Genomic DNA, 18,468 nt, shown 5'->3' with positions numbered 1-18,468 from the left:
GGAGGGCTCAACACCATGACCACGCCGACTCTGCCCGTCGAGACCCGCTGGACCGTGCAGGAACGCGCCTGGAAGCAGGAGCTGCCCGACCTGCCTGGCGGCGACCAGGGCCGCGGCTTCTACGACGACGCGGCCGCGCCGCACCCGCCGGCGGCGACGTTCCGGCCGGTCGTGCTCGCCGCCGGGCTCCGCGAAGGCATCGGCTACCTGTCGCGGTGGGACGGCCGCTCCCCGCGCCTGTTCGCCGACCGGGGCGGCGCGCCGCTGGTCAACCGCGACGGCGTGCAGTGCCCCGACTGCACGCTCGAGCAGGCGATGGTCCGGTCCCTGAACACCCCGGTCTACGCGCTGACCCAGCGGATCGGCGGCGACAAGGTCCGGGCCGTCGCGCTCGAGCTCGGTGTCTCGCCCTCGTACGGCGGCAGGCCCTCCCTCGTGGACGACAAGGGCGACCCGCGCCCCGGCCGCACCCGCGCCGACATCGCCCTCGGCCGCTACCCGGTGTCCGTCGCCGACGTCGCCACCGTGTACGCGACGCTCGCCGCCGGCGGCACCCGCAGCGACCGGCACTTCGTCGAGAAGGTGACGACCGCGGCCGGCGACACCGTGCAGCCGCCGCCGGTCCGCAAGCGGGTGCTCGACCCGCGGGTCGCCGCCGACGTCACCGCCGTGCTGCGCGCCGTCGTCGACGGCCGCGGCCTCGCCCCCGGGCGTCCCGCCGCCGGCGCGACCGGCAGCCAGCAGTGGGGCAACACCGGCGACAACCAGGACGCGTGGATGAGCGGCTACACGCCGCAGCTCGCCGCCGCCGTGTGGATGGGGCGGCTCGTGCCCGGCCCGATCCGCGACGCGACCGGCCGGCCGATCGAGGGCGAGACGCTGCCGGCGAAGCTGTGGCAGGACTTCCTGCGGGCCGCGCTGCACGGCGCCGCCGAGGCGGCGTTCCCCGCCCCCGCGCACGTCGGGCGCACCGACACCGGCGACGCCGGCCACGCCGGCGACAGCCCGGACGACCTCACCGGACGGGCGCCCGCCGCCGCCGTCGGGGCGCGACCCGTCCTGCGGACCGCCCACCCGGGCAAGACCTTCGCGCTGACGTTCGACGACGGCCCGTCGGAGCACACGGCCGCCATGCTGGACCTGCTCGGTCAGTACCACATCCGCGGCACCTTCTGCGTCGTCGGCGAGGCGGTCGCGGCCAACCCCGCGCTGGTGCGCCGCATCGTCGGTGACGGCCACGCCCTGTGCAACCACTCGACGCACCACGACGCGCTCGGCCGGGCCTCCGCCGAGCAGGTCCGCGCCGACATCGCCACCACCGACGCCGCGATCGCCGCCGCCGCGCCGGGCTGCACCGTCACCTACTTCCGCGCCCCGTACGGCGACTGGGGCGTGTCGGCGAAGGTCGCCCAGGACCTGCGGCACACCCCGATCGGCTGGACCGTCGACCCCGACGACTGGACGACGCCGGGCGCGGAGGAGATCGTGGCCCGCATCGAACGGCAGCTGACGCCCGGCGCGATCGTCCTCGTCCACGACGGCGGCGGCGACCGGCGGCAGACCGTCGCGGCGATGCGGATCCTGATCCCGCGGCTGCTCGCGGCCGGCTGGACGGCCGACCTGCCGGCAACGACGGTGACGGCGGTCCCGGTGTCGCCGCCGGTGACGCCGCCGGTGTCGCCGCCGGTGACGCCGCCGGTGTCGCCGCCGGGGTCGCCGTCGCCCTCACCGTCGCTGGAATCGGCGCCGCTGCCGTCGTCGTCGCCGTCGGACGCGGTACCGGCGACGGAGGCCCCGTCGCCGTCGCCGTCGGTCTAAAACGGTGGCCGGTGGTTGCCGGCGGCGCCTACGATCCGGGCATGGCGAAGGGGCGTGGCACCGCGGGCCTGCGCCCCGTCCAGGACGTCGTGTCCCGGATCCGGTTCGACGCGACCCTCGACGCGACGCGGTTCGTCGTCGGCTACGAGGAGCGGGGCGCCGGGGTCAGGGAGACGCCGCTGTCCCTGTTCGTCGCCGGCGGGGACGTGCCGTGGCACCGGGTGCGGTACGTGAAGGCCGGCAACCGCGTCGTCTGGGACCGGCAGGCCCGGATCGACCTCGTCTTCGGCACCGGCGACACGCCCGCCGAGGACCTGTCCACCGTGCCCTCCGCGCCCGCCGCCGCACCTACCGCCGCCGCGGGGCCGCGCCGGCAGGTGGCGTTCGACGCGTCCGCGTGCCTGCGGTTCGACCCGTCCACCGGCGCGTGGGTCCCCGCCGGTCCCGCCGGCGACGTGCGGGCCGACGCGCTGCAGGTGGCCACGTTCAACGTGCTCTCCGACGCGTACGACAGCGACCTCACCTACCCGCGGCTGCGCATCCCGGCGTGCGTCGAGCTCCTGGCCGGCCTCGACGCCGACGTCGTCGCGCTGCACGAGGTCACCGCGGCGCTGTGGGAGGCGCTGCTGGACGCCGCGTGGGTCCGCGCCGGCTACCACGTCTCCGCCGGCCCCGACCCGGACGCCGGCTACGGCACGGTGCTGCTGTCGCGGTGGCCGATGGCGATCGAGGTGCACCGGCTCAGCACGTACAAGCGGACCATCGTCGGCAAGGTCGGCCTCAACGGCCGTCAGGTCGGTTTCGTCGCCGCGCACCTGACCAGCGACCACACCGCCGGGGCGGAGCAGCGCCGGGAGCACCAGCTGCGCATCATCGACGAGCGGCTCTCCCGCGGCGACCTCGGCGGCGCCGTCGTCCTCGCCGACGTCAACTTCGGCGACGACACCCGCCCCGACGTCGCCGGCTACACCGACGCGTGGCGGGCGCTGCACCCGCACGACGCCGGCTTCACGTTCGACCCCGCCGTCAACCCGCTCGCCGCGGTCGCGTCCCGCACCGGGCGGTCGCTGCGCCTGGACCGGATCCTGATCCGCTCCGGCACCCCGGGCGGGCTCGTCCCCCTCGCCGTGGAGCGGTTCGGCGACCGGCCGTTCGACGGCGAACGGTTCGTCTCCGACCACTTCGGCGTCACCGCGCTGCTGCAGGACGCGGCACCGTCCACTGTGGTCACCGCCGCTTCCGTGCACACGTCGGCGCTGGTACTGCGCCCGCCGCCCGCCGTGTGGGCGCCGCTGCAGGAGATCCGCGCGGCGCACGACCCGTCCTTCCGGCGCTGGATGCCGCACGTCAACCTGGTGTACGGCTTCGTCCCCGACTCCTCGTTCGCCGAGGCCGAGCGGGCGGTGCGCGAGGCGGTCGCCGGTCTCGGGCCGCTGCGGATCCGCCTGGCGCGGTTCCGCACGTTCGCGCACCGCGGCAGCACCACGGTGTGGCTCGCGCCCGACCCGGCCGAGCCCCTGCTGGAGCTGCAGGCGGCGCTGGCGCGGCGGTTCCCGGGCTGCGCCGAGCAGGACAGCCGCGGCGGGTTCACGCCGCACCTGACGGTCGCGAAGCTCACCGGGCCCGCCGTGGCGTCCACTGTGGAGCGCTGGCAGGCGGCGTGGCACCCGGTCGAGTTCACGGTGTCGGCGGTCGACCTGATCAGCCGCCGCGGCGACGGACCCTTCGAGGTCCGGCGCAGCGTGCCCTTAGGACCTGCGCCAGGCCCCGCGACCTCCCCCGCGGCGGCGCCCATGCCGGCGTGGAGCGCCCTGCCGTCGCCCTCGCACCGGGTCGCCCTCGACGCGGTCGCCGAGGCCTGCGCGGCCGTCGACCCGGGCGGGCGGCTGCACGTCGCCGGGTCGGTGCGGCTCGGCGTCGGCGGCCCGTCGACCGACCTGGACCTCGTCTGGCAGACCACCGGCACCCTCGCCGACCTCGCCGACCTCCTGCCGGGCGCCAGGCTCGCCGGCACCGTCGTCCCCGTCGTCCGCGCGACGGTCGCCGACGTCGGCGTCGACGTGCAGCGGGTCACCGTCGACCCGCTGTCGGACCTCGACCTGGGGTCCCTCGACGACGCCGACCTGCGGGCGGTGCTCGCGATCCGCGACGCCGACGCGCTGCCCGCCGCGGACCCCGCGTTCCGGTCGCTGCTCACCGCGGTCCGCGCCTGGTCCCGCGCCCGCCAGCTCGACGGCGCCGCGTGGGGCCTCGTCGGCGGGTTCACGTGGGCGGTGCTGGTCGCGGAGGCCCGCGCCCACCACGTCACCGACCTGGCCGGCTTCCTGCGGCACTGCGCCCGCCACCCGCGCCGACCCCGCCGCGGCGAGCGCCACGCCTACTGGCCCGTCTACTCCCCCGCCCCGCCGGGCGTGAACACCACCCGCACGATGACCCGCTCCACCGCCGCCGTGCTCCAGGACGCCTTCGAGGGCCGCGGCGGCTCCCAGTCCCACGAGCGCCGGGTCCTGCTCACCGGCGACGTCGAGGGCCGCGTGCTGGGCCTGGTCCTCGCCCTGGAGGACGCGGGCGCCCGGGTCCGCCCGTACCCCCGAGCCGCCGCCCTCGGCCTCGACGGCGGCGACCCCGACGCCCTGCGAGCGGCCGTCGCCGAGTCCGGCCTGCCCGCCCGCCTCGTCCAGCCCGCGTAGCCGCAGGATTCACCCGGACGGTCGAGCGACGGGCGGTCGCAGGATCCTCAGGGTGTGCCGATGCCGCTTCCCGCCGCCGACCCGACGACCACCCTGTCCTGGCGGATCCGCAACAGCGGCTGGCTGCTCCTGCCACTGCTGACGCTCGGCTGCTTCAGCGGCGCCGGGCTCATCGTCATCGGGATCCGCGCCCGCCGCATGGGCTGGTGGCTGCCCGGCGCCGGCTACATCCTGGCCGGCTGCGGCACGATGATCATCCTGCCCCGCACGGATCCGGCCTCCTCGGCGGGCGGCCTGGCCTTCCTGGCCATGCTCGGTGTGCAGGCAGCGGCCGTCGTCCACAGCTTCTGGGTCAACGACGGCTGGCTGCGGTGGCGGGCGGAGCAGGCCCGCTACCAGAACAGCGCGCCCGCCGAGGCGGTCGAGGGCCGGTCCATGGCGGTCAACGTGAACACCGCGTCGGCGCGACAGCTCGCGGGGCTGCCCGGGTTCGACGCGGCGCGGGCGGAGCGGGTCGTCGCCGCGCGGGATGCCCGGCAGGGGTTCCCGCGGGTGGCCGACTTCGCGGAGGCCGCCGGGCTGACGCACGACGAGCTGCGGCAGCTGCGCTACTGGCTGACCGTCTGACGGGCGCCACCGGTGCGGCGGCGCCCGTCGAGGTCACCGCCGCGCGACGGCGCACGTCCAGGTCAGGCCCGGGCGGCGGCGACCGGCAGGAAGGGTCACAGCCGGAGCCAGACCGACGTGTCCGGGGGCAGCAGGTCGCCGTCGAGGGGGCTGCTGGCGAGCAGGACCGTGCCGGGTGGCAGCGGCGCCGGGGTCTGGGAGAGGTTGACGACGCAGGCGAAGCCGCCCTCGCGGGTGAAGGCGAGCACGTCCGCCGGGGCGTCCAGCCACGCCATCGGGCCGTCGCCGAGGCCGGGCTCCGCGCGCCGGACGGCGAGGGCCCGCCGGTACAGGCTGAGCATCGACGACGGGTCGGACGACTGCCGCTCGACGGTGTACGCGGCCCAGTCGGCGGGCTGCGGGAGCCAGCCGGGCGCGGCCGGCGCGGACGACCACGGCAGCGGAACGCGGCAGCCGTCGCGGCCGGGGTCGGCGCCGCCGGTGCGGGCGAAGATCGGGTCCTGGCGGGCCGCGGCCGGCAGGTCCTCGACCTCGGGCAGGCCGAGCTCCTCGCCCTGGTACACGTAGACGGAGCCGGGCAGCGCCAGGGTGAGCAGCGCGGCGGCGCGGGCCCGGCGGGTGCCGAGCGCCGGGTCGGTCGGGGCGAGGTGCCGGGTCTGCCGCAGGTGGTGCTCGAAGCCGGTCTCGGCCCGGCCGTAGCGGGTCACGTGGCGGGTCACGTCGTGGTTGGACAGCACCCAGGTGGCGGGCGCGCCGACGGCGGCGTGCGCGTCGAGGGTCTCGTCCACGCAGCGGCGCAGCGCCTTGCCGTCCCACGGGCAGCCGAGGAAGTCGAAGTTGAACGCGGCGTGCAGCTCGTCCGGGCGCAGGTACTGCGCGAAGCGGTGCGGGTCGGCGAGCCAGACCTCGCCGATGAGGGCGCGGCCGCCGGAGTAGCTGTCGGCGACGCGGCGCCAGGCGCGGTAGATGTCGTGGATCTCGTCGCGGTCGTTCCACGGGTGCGGGTCCGGCGGCGACGCGGGGTCGAAGTCGGGCAGCGCCGGGTCCTTGGCGACCATCGCGGCGGAGTCGATGCGGATGCCGTCGACGCCGCGGTCGAACCAGAAGCGCAGGACGTCCTCGAACTCCTCGCGGACGATCGGGTTGTCCCAGTTGAAGTCGGGCTGGCCGGCGTCGAACATGTGCAGGTACCACTGCCCGTCGGCGACCTGGGTCCAGGCGGGCCCGCCGAAGATGGAGCCCCAGTCGTTCGGGGGCAGGTCACCCCGGCCGTCGCGGAACCAGAAGCGGTCCCGGTAGGACGGGTCCACGAGGGCCCGCTGGAACCAGGCGTGCGCGACGGACGTGTGGTTGGGCACGATGTCGATGATGATCCGGATGCCGAGGGCGTGCGCCTCACCGATCAGCGCCGTGGCCTCGTCCAGGGTGCCGAACGCCGGGTCGATGTCACGGTAGTCCGCGACGTCGTAGCCGGCGTCCGCCATCGGGGACGGGAACCACGGGCTGAACCAGATCGCGTCGACCCCCAGGTCCCGCAGATACCCGAGGCGGGCCCGGACCCCGGCCAGGTCGCCCACGCCGTCGCCGTTGTGGTCGGCGAAGGACCGGGGGTAGATCTGGTAGATGGCCGCGTCGCGCCACCATCGGGTGTCTGCTGTGGACACTGGAGGTCCCCGCTTTCTGTTGGCAGTTGATCGGTTTGCTGGTAGTGCGGCGCGGCAGCGTCGCATGGGGGGCTCCGGGGTGGGAACCCCCGGCCGGCCTGCGGCGCTGCCGCACCGAAGCTGGTGACTGCGCTAGAAGCCGGAGTTGCCCGGGCCGCGCACGAGCGTGTAGCCGGTGTTGTTCAGAAGGCCGCCCGAGGCGGCGCCGGACACCGTGACGTAGTTGAAGGTCGCGCTGCCCGCCGCCGAGATCTCGATGCCGTACGTGCCGGCGCCGGCGATCCTGACGTGGTCGAACGTGACGCCCGAGATGGTGCGCTGCCACGTCATGAGCAGGCCCTGGTAGGAGCTGTCGAGGATGTCGACGTCCTTGACGGTGAACGTCCCCGTGATGTCGCGGGCCTCGGCGTAGAACCACAGGGCGCCGATCGAGGAGCCCCAGTTGCGCTCGTACCCGCCGGTGCGGGTCAGCGTGTTGCGCTGCACGCTCGTGGTGCCGGCGAACGGCTGCGCGCCGTGCCACGTGCTGACCGCGATGCCGGAGGAGGCGTAGACCGTGTCGGAGAACAGGTTGTCCTCGATCCGGTTGCCATTGCCGCCGTAGACGGCGGCGGTGTTGGCGAGCATCGGCAGCTGCGCGGTGTTGAACGTGAACGCGCTGTTGGTGACCGGGGCGCTGTTGGACCACATGGCGAGGGCGTCGTCGCCGGTGTTGCGCAGGACGCTCTGGTCGACGCGGGTGTTGCGCAGGTCCCCGTTGAGGTTGACGCCGTCGGCGAACGTGTCGCGGATGCGCAGCCCGGCGACGTACAGGCCGTCGGTGCCGCTGGACGCCCACAGGCCGACCTTCGTGTGCTCGATCCACAGGTTGTGCAGCAGCGAGCCGGTGCCGAAGTTGCCTTCCAGGGCCGCGTCGAAGTTGGTGTCGTCGCGGTACCGGACGTCCCCGGCGATCGTGAGGTCGGCGAGCTGGACGCGCGGCCCGGTGGCGAAGAAGCCGCCCTTGCCGTTCGCGCCGCGGACCGTGGTGTGCCACATGCCGGCGCCGCGGACGGTGACGTTGTCGACGTTGATCCGGGACGTGATGTCCCAGGTGCCGGCCGGCAGCCACAGCGTCCTGCCCTGCGACCTGGCCGCGGCGACCGCCGAGTTGAACGCGCCGGTGTCGTCGCCGCCGCCGGAGACGGCGCCGTAGTCCACGATGGACAGCGAGTTCGCCGGCGCGGCCAGCGCCGGCGCGACGACCTCGGTGTCGACGAGGTCGACGGTGATCGGGGTGGCGCCGTCGTTCTGCAGCTTCAGCACGGTGCCGGCCGGGTAGCTGGGCAGCGTGGTGCGGAACTCGTCGAAGAAGCGGTGCGCCTCCCCGCCGGCGGGGTTGTTGTTGTACGGGTAGGCGCCGTACACCCAGCTGTAGGTGGAGCTGACCGGCAGGTCCTTGACCTTCGCGCCGCCGGCGTAGACGGCGAGGTTGGCGCTTGTGCCGGTCCCGGCGGCGTTGTCGGGCACCGACGCCCGCACGACCAGGGAGTTGGTCGGCTTCGTCAGCGTGAACTGCACGTACTTGCCGGCGTTGTCGAGGCGGACCGCCCGGCGGCCGGACGCCTCCGCGGCGACGGTCAGATAGGCGCGGTCGGGGCCGATCGTGGTGGCGTTGGTGCTGCCGTTCTCCGCCTCGTACTCGGTGTACGCGACGGTCGCGCCGCGCGCGGCGAGGGCGGTGGAGCCGGTGACGGCGACGTTGTCGAGGGCGACGTTGCCGGAGTCGCCGCTGTCGTACTGGTAGCCGATCAGGTTGAGCCCGGCCCGCAGCGGCAGGGTCTGCGCCGCGGTGAGCCAGCCGCTGCCGGCGGTCAGCGAGATCTGGCCGACCTTCACGCCGTTGGCGTAGGTGGACAGCGTCTTCGTGCCGCCGGTGCTGTTGGTGTACCGGAGGGTGGTGGCCGCGTTGCCGGCGTTGGTGACGTTGACGGTACGGATGACGCGGGCGCCCACGGCGGTAAGGCCCGTCGCGTAGCCGGTGCCGGTGTACCCGCCGATCGAGGTCGCCGTGGTGGCGCCGCCGGACAGGAACGCGGTCTCCAGCTCCGCCCCGCCGGACGGCGGCGTGGACGTCGACGGGGTCGGGGACGTGGCGACGCTCGCGACGACGAGGTTGTCGAGGTTGACGTTGCCGGAGTCGGTGCCGTCGAAGCGGTACGCGACGCTGTTGGTCCCGTTGTTCAGGGTCACCGTGTCGGCTCGGGTGCCCCAGGTGTCCCAGTTGGCGGTCGCGGGCAGCGAGACCTGGGTGAGACGGGAGCCGTTGACGTACAGGGAGAGCGTCATCGCCGACCCTGTGCCGTTGGCGTAGCGCAGGGTCAGCGACGACGAGCCCGCACCGGACCGGCTGACGCTGAACGTGGTCGCGGCGTTGCCTCTGTTGCCGTCGGTGTAGCCGCCGACGAACCCGGTGCCGGAGTATCCACTGTGGTCGGTCGCGACGGTCGCGCCGCCGGACAGGGCCGCCGACTCGGCCTCGTAGGTGCCGGCGGGCGGTGCCGGGACGTCGGCGACGACGAGGCTGTCGAGGTTGACGTTGCCGGAGTCGGTGCTGTCGAACCGGTACGCGACGCTGTTGGTCCCGTTGTTGAGCGTGACCGTGTCGACGCGGGTGCCCCAGCTGTCCCAGTTCGCGGTCGCGTTGAGGCTGACCTGCGTGACGCGGGTGCCGTTGACGTACAGCGACAGGGTCTTGGCGGAGCCCGTGCCGTTGGCGTAGCGGAGGGTGAGCGTGCGCTGCGCCGTACCGGAGACGCCGACGCTGAACGTGGTGGCTGCCCGGCCCTGGTTGCCGTCGACATAGCCGGCCACGAACCCGGAGCCGGTGTATCCACTGTGGTCGGTCGCGACCGCGGCGCCACCGCTCAGCGCGGCGGACTCGGCCTGGTAGGTGGTGGTGGCGGCCTCGGCGCGCATCGTGGCGGCGAGGGTGATGGAGGCCGCCGCGACCAGGGTGGCGGCCCCGATCGCGAGCAGGCGGGATCGTCGGAGCATCGTGAAGATCTCCTTGCGGTGGAAGGGGGGTGTATTCAGCCTTTGAGCGCGCCCGCGGACAGGCCGCTCAAGATGCTGCGTTGGAAGACGGCGAACACGACCACCATCGGGATGCTGGCGATGGCCAGGCCGGCGAACATCTCGTTGGGGGTCACGTAGCCGTTGAACGCCAGCCGGCTCAGCGCGACGCTGATCGTCTGGCTGCCGGGGTCCTGGAGCACCAGCAGCGGCCACAGGAAGTCCTTCCAGGCGCCGATGATCGCGAAGATCGAGACCACGGCGAGGACCGGGCGGGACAGTGGCAGCACCACGTGCCAGAGCATGCGCAGCCGCCCGGCGCCGTCGATGCCGGCGGAGTCGAGCAGCTCGTCGGGGATCTGGTCGAAGAAGCGCTTCAGGACGTAGATGTTGAACGCGTTGGCCGCGCCGGGCAGCCACAGCGCCCACGGGGTGTTGAGCAGGTTGAGGTGCAGCAGCGGCACGTCGGCGACGGTCAGGTAGCTCGGGACGAGCAGCGCCGCCGCCGGCAGCATCAGGCTCGCCAGCATGCCGCCGAGGATCAGCTTGCCGAAGCGCGGGCGCAGCTTCGACAGCGCGTACGCGGCGGCGACGTCGACGATCAGCTGGAAGAGCCAGCCGCCGACCGCGTAGAACGCCGTGTTGAGCAGGTAGCGGCCGATGTCGAGCTTCCGCCACGCGTCGAGGTACGTCTCCGGGTGCCAGCTGTGCGGGACGACCGTCGGCACCGGCTGGGCCAGCTCGACCGGCGTCTTCACGGCGCCGGTGACCATCCAGTACAGCGGGAACACGAACACCACGACGAACAGCACCGCGAGGGCGATGAGCACGACCCGGTACAGCACCGGGTGGCGGCGCAGCTCGCTGTCAGAGATGAGGGAGCGTTGGCCGCCTCCGCTACGCTCCGGCGTCCGCTTCGCCCGACCCTGCGCCGATGATGCCCGGCCCGAGCCGCTTCGCTGGCCGGTCATGAGGACTTCCGGGTGAGTCGCAGGTACACGGCGGAGAACGCGCCCAGCACGACGAACAGCAGCACGCTCATCGCGGCGGCCATGCCGAAGTCGTTGTTGACGGTGAACGCGTAGCGGTAGATGAGCACCATCACCGTGATGGAGTCGGGGTTGGTGGTGCCGGTCAGCTGGTAGGGCTCGATGAAGACCTGCATCGTCGCGACGATCTGCAGCAGGAGCAGGACCAGCAGGAGGAAGCGCATCTGCGGCAGGGTCACGTGCCGGATCCGTTTCCAGACGCCGGCGCCGTCGAGCTCCGCGGCCTCGTAGAGCTCGCCCGGGACGCTGGCGAGGCCCGCGAGGTACATGATGGTCGCGCCGCCCATGTTGGCCCAGGTGCTCACCAGTACCAGCGACACCATCACCATCCGGGGTGACTGCGTCCATCCGGAGGTGGGCAGGTGCAGCGCCGACAGGGCGGCGTTGAACAGCCCGTTGCCGGGGTCGTAGAAGTACTGCCACAGGATGACCGTGACGATCGGGGGCAGCATCACCGGCAGGTAGACGGCGAAGCGGAAGAACCCCTTCAGGTGGCGCAGCTCGTGGACGACGATCGCCACCGCGAACGGGACCAGGTAGCCGAACACCAGTGCCAGGGCGGTGAAGAACAGCGTGTTCTTCCACGCGGTCCAGAACAGCGGGTCGTCGAGCACGGCCTGGAAGTTGCTCAGGCCGACCCACTCCGGCTCGGTGACGAAGTTGTCCTGCTGGAAGGCGAGGATGATGCCCTTGATGAGCGGCCACCAGCTGAACAGGCCGAAGCAGAGCAGACCCGCCGCCAGGAACGTGTAGGCGGTGGCGTTGTCGGCGATCCTGCGCTTGATCCGCCCGTCCCGCGCCTTGTTCACAGGCGGCGCGGGACGGACCGGGGTGATCGTCGCCATCGTTACTTGACTGTCGCCAGGATCTGGTTGGCCTGGGTCTCGGCGTCCTTGAGCAGCTGGTCGATGTTGGCGTTCGGGTCGGTGAGGACCTTCAGCATCGCGGTGTCGAGCACGGCGTAGAGCTGCTGCGCGTTCGGCGGCTCGACCTTCAGCGGGACGCCGGCGCTGGCCGCGTTGAACGGCTTGTAGTTCGCGGCCGGGACGTTGGCGTACTTGGTGTTGGCGGCGATGAGCTTCTGCTCCGACGCGCCGGTCCAGATGTTGGGCTCCGGGATGCCGACCGGCTGGTTCTTCTCCTTGTCGAGGGCCTTGTCGGCGTCGACGCGGTCGGGGTCGAGCTTGCGGAACGCGAGCCACTGCAGGCCGGCCTTGATCTTCGCCGGGGACAGTCCGGCCTTGAACATGTAGCCGTCGCCGCCGCCGAGGGTGGCCTTGCCGTCGGGGATGACGCCGAGGCCGTAGTCCTCGTACTTGCCCTTGTACTGGTTGACGATGTTGGGCAGGTCGCCGGTGCCGCCGACCATCATGCCGAGCTTGCCGGAGGCCATGTGGGTCAGCAGGTCGGCGTACTCGAGGGCCTGCTTCTCGGCCATCGACCTGTCCGTGAACCGCATGTCCTTGAGCTGCTGCAGGACCTGCTTGCCCTGGGCGTTGTTGAAGCCGGCCTTCCAGGTCTCGCCGTCCTTGACCGCGACCTCGCCGCCGATGGAGTACAGCTCGGCGGTGAAGTGCCAGCCGCCGGTGTTGTTCTTGCTGAAGTCGCCGTAGCCGGTGATGCCGTTGCCGAGCGCGGTGATCTTCCTGGCGGCCTCGCGGACCTCGGCCCAGGTCGCCGGCGGCTTGTCGGGGTCGAGCCCGGCCTGCTGGAACAGGGTGCGGTTGTAGATCAGGCCGAGGGAGTAGTTGGCCGACGGAAGCCCGTACACCTTGCCCTTGGCGTCGCTGAAGACCTGCATCAGGACGGGGCGGACGTCCTTGATCGCCGGCACCTCGCCGAGGTACGGCGTGATGTCGGAGACCTGCTTCTTCGCGATGAGGTTCTGCGGGTCGGTGAAGTAGACGTAGAAGACGTCCTCGAGCTGGCCACCGGCGAGCTTGGCGCTGAACGTCTTCGGGTCCATCTGACCCTCTTTGGCGTCGATCTTGATGTTGGGGTGCTTGGCCTCGAAGTCCTTGACGTCCTTCTCGAAGTTGGCCCGGTTGTACTCGTCGGTGGCGGCGGGCATGCCGTTGACGGTGATCGTCACGGGCCCGTCGGCCGCCTCCGTCTTGTCCGACTTGTCACCGCATGCGGTCAAAAATAGTGATGCTGCCAGGGCGGCGGCTATGGCGACGCGCTTCATGGTGCCTCTCTCTCCACGAGCGGGCGGCGGGCCCGAGGGGGTGTGGCTGCTCGCTCACGACGCGCTGGCGGCGCACGTGCGACGCGACGCGCTGGCGGCGCGCTCGCTCGCGATGCGCTCACGACGTGTGAGGTCCGCGCCGTTGTCACCGGCGCGTGGAGACGAGAGTAGGGCCATGGACATCAGAAAGTCCATAGCTTCTTGCAATCCAATGCAAGAACCCGCTACTTCGCTTGCGTAGCCTTGCAAATGTAGTTGTTCCCGCAGGTCAGGCCCGGTTTTTCACCGGCCCGGTGGAGTCGCGGACGATGAGCTCGGGGTCGTAGAGCTGCTCGTCGAGGGCGACCTTGCGCCCGTCGATCTGGGCCACGAGCGACGTGACCGCGGCCGCGCCGATCGTCTCGATCGGCTGGCGCAGGGTGGTCAGCGGCGGGTCGGTGTAGGCCATGTACGCCGAGTCGTCGAACCCGATCACCGACAGGTCGGCGGGCACGTCCAGGCCCTGCTTGCGGGCCGCGCGGATGGCGCCGAGCGCCAGGGCGTCGCTGGCGCAGACGACCGCGGTCGCATCCTGCGCGAGCAGGCCGTTCGTGGCCGCCTGGCCACCCTCCATCGAGAACAGCGTGCGGGCGACCAGCTTGCGCGACGGACCCTTCACCCGGGCCAGGAACTCGGCGACCTTCCGGTCCGACGGCACGTGCCCGCCGGGCCCGACGACCAGGCCGATCCGCTGGTGGCCGAGGCTCTGCAGGTGACTCAGGGCCAGGTCGACGGCCATCGCGTCGTCGACGCCGACCCGCGGCACGTCCCGGTTCTCGTCCGCGGGGTTGATCAGCACCAGCGGCAGCTTGCGCTTGCGCAGCGCCTCGGCCTGCTCGGGGCCGGCGTCGGCGTAGCTCGCGGCGACGAACACGATGCCCGCGACCTGCCTGGCCAGCAGCATCTCGATGTAGTGCGCCTCGGAGACGCCGTCGGAGGTCCGGGTGCACAGCACCGGCACCAGACCTTGCCGGAACAGCGCGCCGGCCATCGCCTCCGCATAGGCCGGGAAGATCGGGTTGTGCAAGTCGGGCAGCACCATGCCGACCAGCCGGGCCATCTCGCTGCGGTGCCGGAACGGCCGCTGGTAGCCCATCACGTCCAGCGCGGTCAGCACGGAATCCCTGGTCGCGGCCGCGATCCCGGGCCTGTCGTGCAGCACCCGGCTGACCGTCGCCTCGCTCACGCCGGCGTACTTCGCGACCTTCGACAGTCTCGTGACCACGCCAGCAGTCTAACCAACGGTCGTGCAAAAACGCCATCCGCTCTTGCAACGACTTGCACAACTGAGGGTAGTCACGAAAGTTGTTACATTGGCACGTGACCTCGATTCCCGGGCCGGTCCTCGCCGCGCCGATGGCCGGCGGCGCCGGCACCCCCGCACTGCTCGCCGCGTGCGGCGGCGGGTTCCTCGCCGCCGGCTACCTGACCCCCGCGGCCCTGGCGGCGCGGATCGCCTCCGTCCGGGCCGCTGTCCGGGCCGCCGGCGGCTGGTTCGGCGTCAACCTCTTCGCCCCGCCCGAGGGTCCCGTCGGGGACCTGGCGGCGTATGCGGACGAGCTGGCGCCGGAGTTCGCCGTCTACGACCTGGCGCCCGCGGTCCCGGCCGGCGCCGACGACGACCACTGGGCGGAGAAGCTCGACCTGCTGCTGACCGACCCGGTCCCCGCGGTCAGCTTCACCTTCGGCATCCCGTCGCCGTCCACGGTGGCCGCGCTGCGCCGCGCCGGCACGCTCGTCCTGCAGACCGTCACCACCCCGCCGGAGGCCGCCGCGGCCGCGGCGGCCGGCGTCGACGCGCTCGTCGTGCAGGCGCCCGCGGCGGGCGGCCACTCGGCGACCCTGACCCCGTCGGCGCCGGTGCCGGCGTCGCCGGTGCCCCTGCCCGACCTGGTCGCGGCGGTCCGGGCCGCCGTGCCGCTGCCGGTCGTCGCCGCCGGCGGCATCGCGACCTCCGCGGACGTCGCCGCCGCCCTGCACGCGGGCGCCACCGCCGCCATGGTCGGCACGGCCCTGCTGCGCACCGACGAGGCCGGCACCTCCGCCCCGCACCGGACCGCCCTGGAGTCGGCCTCCGGGTGGCCGGCGCACGGCACGGTGGTGACCCGCGCGTTCACGGGCCGGCCGGCGCGGGCGCTGCGCAACGGCTTCATCGACCGGCACGACGCGACCGCACCCCACGGCTACCCGCAGGTCCACCACCTGACCGCCCCGCTGCGCAGGGCCGCCGCCGCGGCCGGCGACACGGACCGCGTCCACCTGTGGGCCGGCACCGGCCACCGCCACGCGGCCACCGGCCCCGCCGCCGCCGTCATCGCCACCCTGACGTCGGCCCTGTGACCGCACCCGACTCGCCCGTCCCCACCTGGCACCACGGTCCCCCGTCCGCGGCACTCGACGCGCTGGGCGTCGCCGATGACGAGCGGGGCGTGGTCCACGGCGCCGCCGAGGTCCGCGAGCGGTTCGCGTGGCACCACGAGTACCACGACGGCAGCCCGCACCCCACGTGGCTGGTCGCGGCCACCGCCGACGGCGACGGCACCCGCCTCGTGTGGGATCCGTCCGCGGACCTGCCCGGCGGCGAATACGCCGTCGGCACGGTCGTGCCACCGCGGCGGCTCGCGGCGATCACCGGCTGGCTCGCCGGCGTGTGGCCCGCCACCGCATCGGTGCGCGTCCTGTCCGACACCGGCGTCCTGTCCGGCACCGGTCTTTCGGGTGACGCCGGTTTCCTGGCCGGCACCGACGCGCTTGGCGGCGGCGGTGTTGCGAGTGACGCCGACGTCCTGGCCGTCGTCACCGACCCCGCCGAGCTCGACGCGCTGCGCCGGGAGACCACCACCGGCCGGTACACCGGCGGCATCTGCCGCTGCCCCGGCAACCTCACCCTGACCCTGCACGACGCCGGCGGCGCGCTCCTCGGCACGGCCCGCCTGCACGGCCACGGCAGCGTCGCCTGGGCGGCCGAGCGCTTCCACAACCATCTCGACGTCGCCGACCCGACCGCCCTGCGGCTGCGGCTCGTCGGGTGGGGCGTGCCCGGTCAGCTCGCGGGCTTCTTCATGGCCCTGGCGTTCAAGCTCGACCTGGTGCCGGACGAGACCGGTCCCGACGACCCGGCGCCACCGGCCGGCGCGACGCTGACCGGGATCCTGGACTGGCTCGGTGCCCTGCCCGTGCCGATCCCGGCGTTCGGCCCCGGCGGCGAGACAGGCCGGCGGCTGCTGGCCGCCTACCCCGCCGAGGAGATCATGGCCGCGGTCGCCGGGGACCCGCCGCCGCACCGGATGCTCGGCGCGATGAACTGGGCGCAGTTCCAGCCCGACGACCGTCCCATGGCCCGCCTCCTCGCCCCGGCCCTGCGCCGCCTGCTCTGACCGCACCGGAGGCGCGCGGCGGGCCCGGCCCGCACCGAAACGAGCGGCGGGCCCCGGCCCGCACCGGAGGCACGCGGCGGGTTCGGGTCCGCGACGGATGCTCTCGGTGGTCAGGTGCGCGACAGGCGGGCGGCGAACGTGCAGCGTACGGCCTGATACATGGTCGTGAGCGCGGCCACTGTCCCGTTGCGGACGGTGACGGAGGCTTCCGTGGATGGAATCGCCGTGGCTACGGTGAGCGCACAGCCAACCACATCTCCGGAGGATCCCTTGTCACCCAAGGACCGGTCCGGTCATGCCGTCGTGCTCGGAGCAAGTATGGCCGGGCTGCTCGCCGCGCGTGTCCTGAGCGAATCATTTGCGAACGTCACCATATTCGACCGCGACACCCTGCCCGCCGGCGCCGCCGGCCGCAAGGGCGTGCCGCAGGGCGAGCACTCGCACGGGCTCCTGGCCAGGGGCCGGCAGGTGCTCGAGGAGCTCTTCCCCGGCATCGTCACCGAGCTGACCGCCGAGGGCGCGATCCCGGTCGACCTCATGCGCGACTGCGTGTGGGTCACCGGCGACCGGCCGATGCCCCGGGTCGCGTCGGGACTGGCCGGGCTGTGCGTGAGCCGGCCGCTGATCGAGGCCGGGGTCCGCCGCCGGGTCCGCGCCCTGCCCAACGTCGTGATCCTCGACGGGCACGAGGCGACCGGCCTGCTCTTCGACGGCCGGAAGGTCACCGGCGCGAAGGTCCTGCCGGTCGGCGGCAGCGAGCACGACGTCGCCGCGGACCTCGTCGTCGACGCGACCGGCCGCGGCAACCGCGGCCCGACGTGGCTCGCCGCGCTCGGGTTCGAGCGGCCCGCCGAGGAGCGGGTCGACCCCCTCACGGTCTACGTGTCCCGCGACTACCGCCGGGTCCCCGGCCGGGAGGACTTCGCGGCCGTCGTCAACTCCCCCAACGCCGGCCGCCCGTTCGGCGCGGTCGCGATCGCCGCGGACGGCGACCGGTGGATGGTGACGCTGCTCGGCGTCGGCGCGGGCCAGGCGCCGCCGACCGACCCCGACGCCTACGCGGAGTTCACCGCGAAGCTGCCCGACCCGCGGGTGCACGAGCTGCTCAGCACGGCCGAGCCGCTCGGCCCGCCGCTGCGGATGCGGCTCCCGGCGAGCGTGCGGCGGCGGTACGAGCGGATGGACCGCCTCCCGGACGGCTTCGTCGCGATCGGCGACGCCATCTGCGCCTTCAACCCCGCCTACGGGCAGGGCATGACCGTCGCGGCCGCGGAGGCCATCGAGCTGCGCGACGCGCTGCGGGCCGGCCGGGCCGGGCTGCCGCGCCGGTTCTACGCGAAGGCGGCGAAGGTCGTCGACGTGCCGTGGGACATCGCCGTCGGCGCGGACCTCGCCAACCCGGAGGTCCAGGGCGAGCGGACCGGCAAGACCCGGTTCCTCAACGCGTACGTGGCGAAGATCCAGACCGCGTCGGGTCGCAGCGCCGCGGTCGGGCGCCGGTTCCTCCAGGTGGCGAACCTGATGCAGGCGCCGCCGGCCCTGTTCGCCCCGGGCATCGTCGCGCGGGCCCTGTGGTTCGGGCGCAAACGACCGGCCGCGGTACAGGTGCCGCAGCGGCAGAAGGTCGCCGCATAGACCAGACGGAGGGGCCCCTGCACGGGGCCCCTCCGCCGACGGTCACGCCCAGATGATGTCGGTGTCCGGGTTGTAGAGGCAGTTGGTGCTGTCCGGGCCGCTGCCGATGTGGCTCGGCTCGCTGCCCTTCGGCACGCCCTTGTACTTGTCGCAGATGACCGTCTTGTGGGAGCTGTCGCCCACCACCGTGATGCGGCTGAAGCGTGCGGTGTCGCCCCAGTTGGTGTTGATGCCGGCGATCACCTTCGTGGACTTCGCGATGATGTTGTCCACCACGACGTTGCGCTGGTAGGAGTTCGTGCAGTTGCCGCAGGCGCGGTACAGCTT

General features: G+C 73.2%; 13 protein-coding genes. 6 read left to right on the top strand and 7 right to left on the bottom strand.

Features of this window, described 5'->3' with window-relative positions; translation table 11 throughout:
- The 3 genes from AB0J72_RS57535 to AB0J72_RS57525 all read left to right on the top strand — a co-directional run.
- A partial coding sequence (locus AB0J72_RS57535) for a polysaccharide deacetylase family protein (protein WP_363417306.1) occupies positions 1-1,818 on the top strand: 1,818 nt, incomplete at its 5' end.
- 41 nt (positions 1,819-1,859) lie between these two features.
- A complete protein-coding gene (locus AB0J72_RS57530) occupies positions 1,860-4,508 on the top strand; it encodes an RNA repair domain-containing protein (RefSeq protein WP_363417303.1) in 2,649 nt (882 codons plus the stop codon).
- Between the two features lie 60 nt (positions 4,509-4,568).
- On the top strand, positions 4,569-5,135 hold the full coding sequence (locus AB0J72_RS57525; RefSeq protein ID WP_363417300.1) for a helix-hairpin-helix domain-containing protein: 567 nt from the start codon (positions 4,569-4,571) through the stop codon (positions 5,133-5,135).
- Between the two features lie 95 nt (positions 5,136-5,230).
- Here the strand turns inward: AB0J72_RS57525 and AB0J72_RS57520 are convergent, their stop codons facing one another.
- From AB0J72_RS57520 to AB0J72_RS57495, 6 genes are all read right to left on the bottom strand, one after another.
- Complete coding sequence (locus AB0J72_RS57520) at positions 5,231-6,799, bottom strand: glycoside hydrolase family 13 protein (RefSeq protein WP_363417298.1); 1,569 nt, start codon at positions 6,797-6,799, stop codon at positions 5,231-5,233.
- Positions 6,800-6,931: 132 nt separating this feature from the next.
- Positions 6,932-9,835, bottom strand: coding sequence for a CBM35 domain-containing protein (locus tag AB0J72_RS57515; protein WP_363417295.1), 2,904 nt, complete (start codon positions 9,833-9,835; stop codon positions 6,932-6,934).
- Positions 9,836-9,870: 35 nt separating this feature from the next.
- The gene (locus tag AB0J72_RS57510; RefSeq protein WP_363417292.1) at positions 9,871-10,824 is read right to left on the bottom strand and encodes a carbohydrate ABC transporter permease; all 954 of its coding nucleotides are present in this window, start codon (positions 10,822-10,824) and stop codon (positions 9,871-9,873) included.
- The gene (locus tag AB0J72_RS57505; protein WP_363417289.1) at positions 10,821-11,747 is read right to left on the bottom strand and encodes a sugar ABC transporter permease; all 927 of its coding nucleotides are present in this window, start codon (positions 11,745-11,747) and stop codon (positions 10,821-10,823) included. Before AB0J72_RS57505 ends, AB0J72_RS57510 begins: the two co-directional genes overlap by 4 nt.
- 2 nt (positions 11,748-11,749) lie before the next feature.
- On the bottom strand, positions 11,750-13,090 hold the full coding sequence (locus tag AB0J72_RS57500; RefSeq protein WP_363417286.1) for an extracellular solute-binding protein: 1,341 nt from the start codon (positions 13,088-13,090) through the stop codon (positions 11,750-11,752).
- Positions 13,091-13,358: 268 nt separating this feature from the next.
- Positions 13,359-14,354, bottom strand: coding sequence for a LacI family DNA-binding transcriptional regulator (locus tag AB0J72_RS57495; RefSeq protein ID WP_363417283.1), 996 nt, complete (start codon positions 14,352-14,354; stop codon positions 13,359-13,361).
- Between the two features lie 95 nt (positions 14,355-14,449).
- Here AB0J72_RS57495 and AB0J72_RS57490 point away from each other — a divergent pair, with 95 nt between their 5' ends.
- The 3 genes from AB0J72_RS57490 (at position 14,450) to AB0J72_RS57480 (ending at position 18,141) form a co-directional block, all read left to right on the top strand.
- Positions 14,450-15,469 (top strand): nitronate monooxygenase, encoded by a 1,020-nt coding sequence (locus tag AB0J72_RS57490; protein ID WP_363417280.1) that lies wholly within the window; start codon positions 14,450-14,452, stop codon positions 15,467-15,469.
- Positions 15,466-16,506, top strand: a complete 1,041-nt coding sequence (locus AB0J72_RS57485) for a hypothetical protein (RefSeq protein WP_363417277.1) — start codon at positions 15,466-15,468, stop codon at positions 16,504-16,506. Before AB0J72_RS57490 ends, AB0J72_RS57485 begins: the two co-directional genes overlap by 4 nt.
- Before the next feature lie 303 nt (positions 16,507-16,809).
- Entirely contained in the window at positions 16,810-18,141 is a 1,332-nt protein-coding gene (locus AB0J72_RS57480; protein ID WP_363417275.1) for an FAD-dependent monooxygenase, read from the top strand.
- Positions 18,142-18,183: 42 nt separating this feature from the next.
- Here AB0J72_RS57480 and AB0J72_RS57475 read toward each other — a convergent pair.
- The coding region (locus tag AB0J72_RS57475) for a pectate lyase (RefSeq protein WP_363417272.1) at positions 18,184-18,468 on the bottom strand (285 nt) is incomplete at its 5' end.

Source organism: Dactylosporangium sp. NPDC049742, assembly GCF_040674675.1.
GTDB classification, from domain to species: domain Bacteria; phylum Actinomycetota; class Actinomycetes; order Mycobacteriales; family Micromonosporaceae; genus Dactylosporangium; species Dactylosporangium maewongense.
Note: the sequence above shows the minus strand (reverse complement) of the source record. Positions and strands in the feature narration are given on the sequence as shown.

Coding starts and splice junctions, on each gene's coding strand:
- AB0J72_RS57510 (WP_363417292.1), bottom strand. CDS start 10,824: ATGACCGGCCAGCGAAGCGGCTCGGGCCGGGCATCATCGGCGCAGGGT.
- AB0J72_RS57500 (WP_363417286.1), bottom strand. CDS start 13,090: ATGAAGCGCGTCGCCATAGCCGCCGCCCTGGCAGCATCACTATTTTTG.
- AB0J72_RS57505 (WP_363417289.1), bottom strand. CDS start 11,747: ATGGCGACGATCACCCCGGTCCGTCCCGCGCCGCCTGTGAACAAGGCG.
- AB0J72_RS57530 (WP_363417303.1), top strand. CDS start 1,860: ATGGCGAAGGGGCGTGGCACCGCGGGCCTGCGCCCCGTCCAGGACGTC.
- AB0J72_RS57525 (WP_363417300.1), top strand. CDS start 4,569: ATGCCGCTTCCCGCCGCCGACCCGACGACCACCCTGTCCTGGCGGATC.
- AB0J72_RS57515 (WP_363417295.1), bottom strand. CDS start 9,835: ATGCTCCGACGATCCCGCCTGCTCGCGATCGGGGCCGCCACCCTGGTC.